The 6,509-nt window shown below is 35.2% G+C and carries 8 protein-coding genes; 6 read left to right on the forward strand and 2 right to left on the reverse strand.

The window, feature by feature from the left end:
* Position 1: 1 nt before the first annotated feature.
* Positions 2-865 (reverse strand): iron uptake system protein EfeO, encoded by an 864-nt coding sequence (gene efeO / locus CRO00_RS18680; protein ID WP_097075193.1) that lies wholly within the window; start codon positions 863-865, stop codon positions 2-4.
* 416 nt (positions 866-1,281) lie between these two features.
* Between efeO and CRO00_RS18685 the strand changes: the two genes are divergently transcribed.
* From CRO00_RS18685 to CRO00_RS18700, 4 genes are all read left to right on the forward strand, one after another.
* On the forward strand, positions 1,282-2,088 hold the full coding sequence (locus CRO00_RS18685; protein WP_097075194.1) for a HipA domain-containing protein: 807 nt from the start codon (positions 1,282-1,284) through the stop codon (positions 2,086-2,088).
* Positions 2,081-2,461, forward strand: coding sequence for a hypothetical protein (locus CRO00_RS18690; protein WP_097075195.1), 381 nt, complete (start codon positions 2,081-2,083; stop codon positions 2,459-2,461). Before CRO00_RS18685 ends, CRO00_RS18690 begins: the two co-directional genes overlap by 8 nt.
* Positions 2,462-2,615: 154 nt before the next feature.
* Positions 2,616-3,419 carry a ParA family protein gene (locus tag CRO00_RS18695; protein WP_161946747.1) on the forward strand — a complete coding sequence of 268 codons (804 nt, stop codon included), beginning with the start codon at positions 2,616-2,618 and terminating at the stop codon, positions 3,417-3,419.
* Positions 3,420-3,423: 4 nt separating this feature from the next.
* Positions 3,424-3,687, forward strand: coding sequence for a hypothetical protein (locus tag CRO00_RS18700; protein ID WP_097075197.1), 264 nt, complete (start codon positions 3,424-3,426; stop codon positions 3,685-3,687).
* A gap of 50 nt (positions 3,688-3,737) precedes the next feature.
* Here CRO00_RS18700 and CRO00_RS18705 read toward each other — a convergent pair whose 3' ends face one another.
* The gene (locus CRO00_RS18705; RefSeq protein WP_097075198.1) at positions 3,738-4,727 is read right to left on the reverse strand and encodes a hypothetical protein; all 990 of its coding nucleotides are present in this window, start codon (positions 4,725-4,727) and stop codon (positions 3,738-3,740) included.
* 184 nt (positions 4,728-4,911) lie between these two features.
* Here CRO00_RS18705 and CRO00_RS18710 point away from each other — a divergent pair, with 184 nt between their 5' ends.
* Positions 4,912-6,009, forward strand: coding sequence for a two-component system sensor histidine kinase NtrB (locus CRO00_RS18710; protein WP_237658478.1), 1,098 nt, complete (start codon positions 4,912-4,914; stop codon positions 6,007-6,009).
* Positions 6,010-6,094: 85 nt separating this feature from the next.
* Positions 6,095-6,277 (forward strand): aspartyl-phosphate phosphatase Spo0E family protein, encoded by a 183-nt coding sequence (locus CRO00_RS18715; RefSeq protein ID WP_097075200.1) that lies wholly within the window; start codon positions 6,095-6,097, stop codon positions 6,275-6,277.
* Positions 6,278-6,509: the final 232 nt, after the last annotated feature.

Below are 6,509 nucleotides of genomic sequence, written 5' to 3' on the forward strand. Positions count from 1 at the left end.
CTCACTCCAAAATAATGCCTAGTCGACTTAATGGTTCGCCTAGTTGGTTTACAGCTGCTGCTAGTGCTTTCGTGTTGTCTTCTGTTAATTCCTCATATGAAATGTATCCACCATTAGCTGTTTCGTGCTGTGCTAATAAATCGTCTACTGCTTTGAATTTTTCATCGATTGTTGCTACGAGGTCTTTATCTTTTGCTTCTAATTTTGAACGTAGAATTTCAAAGATTTTTTCGGCCCCTTCAATATTTGCTTTAAAGTCATAAAGGTCTGTGTGAGAATAGATTTCTTCTTCACCCGCAATTTTCGATGTTGAAACTTCATTTAATAAGTCAACAGCACCCGTAATCATTAAGTCCGGTGTTACTTCAACGGTTTGAACTAGTGCGTGCAATTCTTTCGCATCTGCTAGTAGTTGATCTGCAATTGCTTCGTAGCCCTCTGTTTTATTTTCTACCCATAATGCGTATTCAAGCTTATGATAGCCCGTCCATTCTTCTTCGCCTTTACCTTCTTCTTGAATATCTGCTAAACGTCCGTCAATACGTGGATCAAGGTCTCCAAAGCTTTCTGCGATTGGTTCTGAACGCTCAAAGTACATACGAGCAGGTGCATAAGCGGCTTTTGCTCCTTCAATGTCGCCTGCTTTGAAGAGGTTGACAAAATTTTCCGTTTCAATTAAAAATTGGTCCATTTGCGCTAATGCAAATTGTTGATAGCTTGATAGTTCAGTAGTTAAATCCACTTCTGGTGCTTCATTTTGTTCTGTTGCAGGGGACTCCTCATTTTTGACTTTCTCTGTATTTCCACACCCAGTTAATAGGATGCCTCCAGCGATTAATGCAGCGTATAGTGATGCGTTTTTCAAAATCTTTACCTACTTCCGAATAGTTTTATATTCATATGATAACGATTATCATCTTCAAGTTCAATGTATATTTTTAAAAGTAGTATGACTTTTGAATCAGTAGCCAATTGAAGATAAAATAGGAACAAACTATGGTTCATATTGGAAATAAGGGCGGGGGAAAACGTTGGCAAAATAACAGGAGAAGTGAAAAAACACTTAATGGATAGTACAATATAATAAGTAGAAACTCTAATTTAATGTTTTAAATGAACAATAATAGAAGAAGGGGAAAGAGTTAAACTTACAATTAAACCACGTGACGCTGAAAACAATATAAAAGAAATCTCAGAGTCTATTAAAAAATGTACTGTGAAGAAGAATGTACGACTTTCTGTGCGACGGATGGAAAAAACTGTATAAATGGATGTGATGAGATGGAAATAGTTAATATTCCAAATGGAGCCGAACGTATTATTAGTACCTCTAGTAAAGGCGATCAATCAAAGTGGCAGATCGGAAACAAATGGGTAAAACAAAACGCAAGAGGTTATGAGGGAATCGCTGAATATGTAGCTTCTTTGATTTTAGTCAATTCTACTCTACCATTAACAGAATATGTGACATACACACCTTGTAAAATTGGTCTTAGCAATGGGAAAATTGAAGATGGTTGTATATCATCTGACTTTCGAGGGAAGTACGAGCAGGAAATCTCTCTTGAACGGTTATTTGAGAAAAATTTTACATTAACAAGTAGTATTATAAATAATGCTAAGTTGTCTACATCAGAAAAAGTAACACATATTATTGAAAAAGTGTATGAGTTCACAAATCTTGATATCGCCATACCACTTAAGAGAATGTTAGCATTTGATGCATTCATTTTAAATGAAGATCGCCATACAAATAATATTGTATTTCTTTATGATATAAGGGAAAATTCATGGAAACTCGCTCCATTGTTCGACCATGGCCTAAGCCTATTATCTGATGTGAAAGATTATCCGATGAACATGGACTTACAGATTCTGAAACGAAAAATTAAAGCGAAACCATTTAATTCAAGTTTTAAAAAACAACTTGCAGTATATGATGGACCTCCTTTTATCAAAGTAGAGTCCCTTAAACAAGACATTCTCTCATCCCCATATCCATTAGGTCGGATTCCAGAACTTTTAGAACTGCAGCTTAATGATCCAATGTATGAAAAAATTTTGATACGAGGTACAAACCATGATTGATTATATGCAATTTGATGTAATGTTGTTTGATGAAGTCATTGCAACGGTTGATCTAAAACCTGAAAATGGCGGTACTCCTTATGTGAAAAACTATATTACGGGGTTTAATAAACAGTTTTCACCGAATATGGAGGGTCATATTACGTTAGAAGAACTTGAAGCTTGGCTGAAATGGCGCGTATTTCCTTCTACCCGTGTAAATGCAGATGAGTTACTTGATTCACTAGGACTAAATGCGTATAACAGATGGGGCATTGTCCGCAAAACCCATGGCGTTATGGCGGATGATGAAATTTGGCTTCGCTTTAAAGGAGAAACGCTCACCCATCGTGATGTTTGTTTGCGTAAGGAATATTTTTATCCGGAAGATTAATATTGCTAGACTAGTGGCCTTTCTACAAACTCATGTAGGAAGCCTTTTTTTATTGGAAAGTCTAACAATGTTGTCCAAAAAATATAAAAGTTATATAATAAATATATAGATTTTATATATAAAATAGAGAGTTTACAACCAAGGAGGAATGAGAATGAGTTATATCATTTCCATCATGAGTACAAAAGGCGGTGTGGGGAAGTCCACCGTATCGAAGTTTTTAGCGATTACCTTTGAAGAAATGGGCAAAAGTGTGTGTGTGATTGACTTATGCCAAAATGGAAGTGTTTCAACAGGTTTTTTAAGAGACCGTGATTCCTTTGAACATACAACATACGATTGGTTAACAGGCGCTTGTAAACCCTCTGAAGTTATTCAACAATTTGAGGAATCGGGTATTTACTATATCCCAAGTAATGAAACAATCGATGACTTTGAACGATATGCGGAAAAGAAATTCACCGCAGCGAAAAGATTAAATGCCATTAAAGAAAAAGTCATCCCACTAAAACAAATGTTTGATGTCATCATTTTTGATACCCATCCATCTGAAAATAGTGATTTGGTGTCCTATGCCATTGCAGCGAGCAACTATTGTTTAATCCCACTAGAGACAGATCTCGATTCTGTACTCGGAACAAAACGCAGCGTCGAAATTATAAAAGAATTTATGGACCTGCAAGAACTGGATTACGGCATTGTGCCAAACAAAGTTTCTCAAACGAACTTCAAACTGAAAAGACAATTGAAAAACTTTTTAAAAGAATTAGAAGAAGAAGGAATTCCGGAAGAAAAGTTTTTATCAACAATCCGCTATTCGGATGTAATTTCGAGCTCAAAAAATGAAAAAACTTTGTTATCGGACTACAAAGAAAATAAATATGCCAAAAAAATTATGGGCGATTTTAAACAAGTCGCAACGGAAATTGATGCAGTTTTAAGTAAAGTAGGGGTGTAAGAAAATGAGTAAAAAAATTGACTTAAATGCGTTAGATGCATTAGATCAAGTAGAACATACGGAGGCTAAACTTGAGAAGAAACGACGCAATGTCACAGATCGTTTCAAAGAGGAAAAACGAAAAACCGTTACGTCCATTTCTGTTCCAACCCCACTTCTTCGTGCAATTAATGATTATTGCGAGAAAACGGGCATTTCAAAAGCATCCTTCTTCTCCCAAGCAGCTCGCGAAAAGCTAAAACGAGAAGATTTAGATACTGAATATTAATAGTTAAAAGTTATATAATTTTTACATAAGAATTATATAACTTTTATTTTCTAAAAAAGGGTTTCTTGAATTTCAGTACAGTTCTCTAGCTGTGCGTGGGGATTGATGAAAAATAAACAATCCTCTAATCCAGAAGATTCCTCATCAAATAGTAAATAATCTTGCTTCACATACTCCATTAAAGACGAGACCACATCGATGTAAATATAAGGTCTTTCCATGACTCCAGTAGACATTCTTTTCTCCACATGAAAATGATTTCGGATGTGGTGACTAATTTCAGTTGCGCTAGAGAGGCCATTTTGTACAAAGCGAAAAGCAATCTCGCCTAATGATGCGTTTGTAGGGAGCCTGGCATGGACAATTTCCATGATTTCTTGTTCTCGGGATTGTTTTACCTTCTTCTCTTTTTCAAACCGCTTCATAATTTGCGTATTTGCTTTCTTATAAGCTTCTAATTGTTCTACTATCTTTATCTCTTCAATCATTTTAAATAGTCGTTTCATTTGGCGATTCAATAGAGGAATGTGATGCTCTACATGGTTTTGAATATCTTTTGGGTATTGGGATAGCCCGTTTAAAAGTTCGTAGCCATAATCCGCTTCTTTTATTTTGATTAACAGTTCATCTAGTTCAAAATCGATTGTATTTAATTCGTAGATCACACCATCAATATCACGAACATTTAAATTTAAAAATTCCGCTAGATGATCTTTCCCATAGATAATGGTCTTTTTCGTTTTCGTATGTTGCACAGTAAATTCGTATCGTAAAGAACGGCCACATGCACACTTTCCGTGGCGATTCCCTAAACCGTGATCAACGTATTCGACAATCATCCAATCGACCACATCTTGTTCATCATCAAGCAATTCAATTTCATCTGCGGATTGAATCGCATGAACTTTTTCGGATAACATAAAGTTGCCAAAAATTGTTTCCCGGCTACGTTTTAACTGATTCAGAAGAAACTCTTTTTGCTCATCCGAAACAAGTTTTAACAATTCATTTCTTTCTTTTTGTGAAAGAGGTTCAATCATTTAGCCCCCTCCTTAAAATAGATTTATATAGTTCTTATATAACTTTTATATAAAATTATATAGGAAAAGCCGAAGCAAACCAAATCGCCTCGGCTTTTCTTGCTCTTAAGTGACAAGTACTTTACTAATATACATTATTTCTACCATGAATAACACCTTTAAAACTATCTTACTTGTAAGAAATATGAATACTGCTAGAATATATAATTACAAGGAAGAACAGGTGATTTTAATGATTGAGACAATAGACTCCATTGATATAGACTTTCATAAGTTAATCGAAAATTCTCTGAATGCGATTTTTATTCTCGGGGAAGAAGGCAAGATTCATTATTGTAATAAAGCAGTTCTACGATTACTAAAGCTAACTTCCATTGAAGAAATCTTACATAACAGTTTGTACAACTTTATTCCGACATATATCCATGGGGTATGTAAAGAACGGTTAAATAATGTACTACTCAACCAACAAGCCATTGATTGCATCGAAGCACAAATGATTCGAAAAGATGGGGAGATCATTGATGTTGAAGTGAAAACCGCCCCTTTAAAACTGGGGAACGAGGTGTTTGCACAAGTTGTGATTCAAGACATTACGGATCGGAAGTTGGCGGTGAAGCTTTTTAGCGAGAGAGAGAAATTAGCTTCACTTGGCCAAATAGCTGCGAGTATTGTTCATGAAGTGAAAAATCCACTTACAAGAGTTAAAGGGTTTTTACAATTATTAAAACAAGACCAACCCCACAATTTTTTAGATACAATGGACTCAGAATTAGAAAAGGCGCTCACCATTTTACACAGCTTATTGTTTGTATCAAAACCGGATTTAACCGACGAGCCTTTTGTTTCCATCGAGTTATCTAAGGAAATAGAATCAACGTTATCTTTATTTCAAGAAAAGCTGGAGAACGTGAAACTGGTCATACAAATCAGGGATTCAAATAAAAAAGTAGTTGGAAAAAGAAATTCTTTGTTAAAAGCAATTTTTAACCTGATTAAAAATGCGATTGAGGCAATTTCAGAAGAAGGGACAATTAAAGTTGAGCACTACTACCAGAACGGGTGGGTCCATGTCAAAGTGTCGGATAGTGGAGTAGGTGTATCGCAAGAACAGCTGAAAATGCTTGGGACACCCTTTTTCACGACAAAAGACCATGGGACGGGTTTAGGCCTTACCCAAGTGTATACAACTATTTATGATCAGGGTGGCGATATTTCCGTTCAAAGTGAAGTTGGAAAAGGAACGACCTTTCATGTGAAGCTGCCTGCTCTTAAAGAATAATTTAGTGATTTAGTGAAAGAAATTATTCCATTAATTGTCACTCTATACTATAATAGTCTAAGTTTATTAAGTTGGAGGAAAAAGTATGGAGGTAGAATATATCACGGATTTAGACTTTAAAGATCAATATCATAAACTGCAAACACGCATGATACATATTGGGCTTTCAAAAGGTCTCACACATCCTGAAACGATCAAATACAGTCAAGAACTCGACATGATCATGAACAGCTTTCAAAAAATAAGTCATTTTACTGAAGAAAAGTAACGATTATTATATATAAACAGTGCATAAGGAATTTCTATGCACTGTTTTTTATCGGCGAAATGGATATACGAATATATGGATAACTCCCATATATCATTTAAGTATAATATATAAGTTATATAAGATTTATATAATTTACTCAAACTTCGCAGACTGAAATCGACAAATAAGCCTTGATATAGTTAGGCAGACCGTTAATCCACTGCTGTAGTTGACTTTTGATTAATTTTTG

It is taken from the genome of Ureibacillus xyleni (assembly GCF_900217795.1).
In the GTDB taxonomy this organism is placed as follows: Bacteria; Bacillota; Bacilli; order Bacillales_A; family Planococcaceae; genus Ureibacillus; species Ureibacillus xyleni.